Source organism: Bacillus sp. LR--39 (genome assembly GCF_053613335.1).
In genome coordinates, this window is record NZ_JBSIOT010000713.1 from 1 (window position 1) to 779 (window position 779).

Sequence of the window (779 nt, forward strand, 5' to 3'; positions counted from 1 at the left end):
CGCACTGACTATATGGAACCGGTTACACATACGGAAAGCGGAACCGCTCATATTGTGCTTGCTGAAGGCGACAACGGCATTGTCGTTGTCAAAGGCGCGAACGATGACATCACCCCAGCGTATGCGTTAAACGCGCTCGAACAGATTGAAAAGGTCGATATGGTGCTGATTCAGCAGGAAATCCCAGAAGAAACGGTTGATGAGGTGTGCAAATACTGCCATTCTCACGATATCCCGATCATACTAAACCCAGCACCGGCCCGCCCGCTCAAGCAGGAAACAATTGATCACGCCACCTATCTGACGCCGAATGAACACGAGGCTTCGATTTTATTCCCTGAGCTTACCATTTCTGAAGCTCTGGCGCTTTATCCGGCAAAGCTCTTTATTACGGAAGGAAAACAAGGCGTCCGCTATTCGGCTGGCAGCAAAGAGGTGCTCATCCCGTCCTTCCCTGTAGAGCCCGTTGATACAACCGGAGCCGGTGATACGTTTAACGCAGCATTTGCCGTGGCCCTGGCTGAGGGAAAAGACATTGAAGCCGCATTGCGGTTTGCCAATCGTGCCGCTTCCCTTTCTGTCTGCTCCTTCGGTGCCCAAGGCGGAATGCCGACAAGAAATAAAGTAGAGGAGCTGCTGTCATGAAAAAACACGGTATACTGAACAGCCATCTTGCCAAGATTTTAGCCGACCTTGGCCACACTGATAAAATTGTCATCGCGGATGCCGGACTGCCGGTTCCCGACGGCGTTTTGAAAATTGATCTTTCACTGAAGCCG

Annotated in this window: 2 protein-coding genes; both read left to right on the plus strand. The window is 51.3% G+C overall.

Features of this window, described 5'->3' with window-relative positions; genetic code table 11:
* Positions 1–645, plus strand: a 645-nt coding sequence (locus ACWHAR_RS26025) for a PfkB family carbohydrate kinase (protein ID WP_452088294.1), incomplete at its 5' end; no start/stop codon positions are given.
* A partial coding sequence (locus tag ACWHAR_RS26030; RefSeq protein WP_452088295.1) for an RbsD/FucU domain-containing protein occupies positions 642–779 on the plus strand: 138 nt, incomplete at its 3' end. The genes ACWHAR_RS26025 and ACWHAR_RS26030, both read left to right, overlap by 4 nt.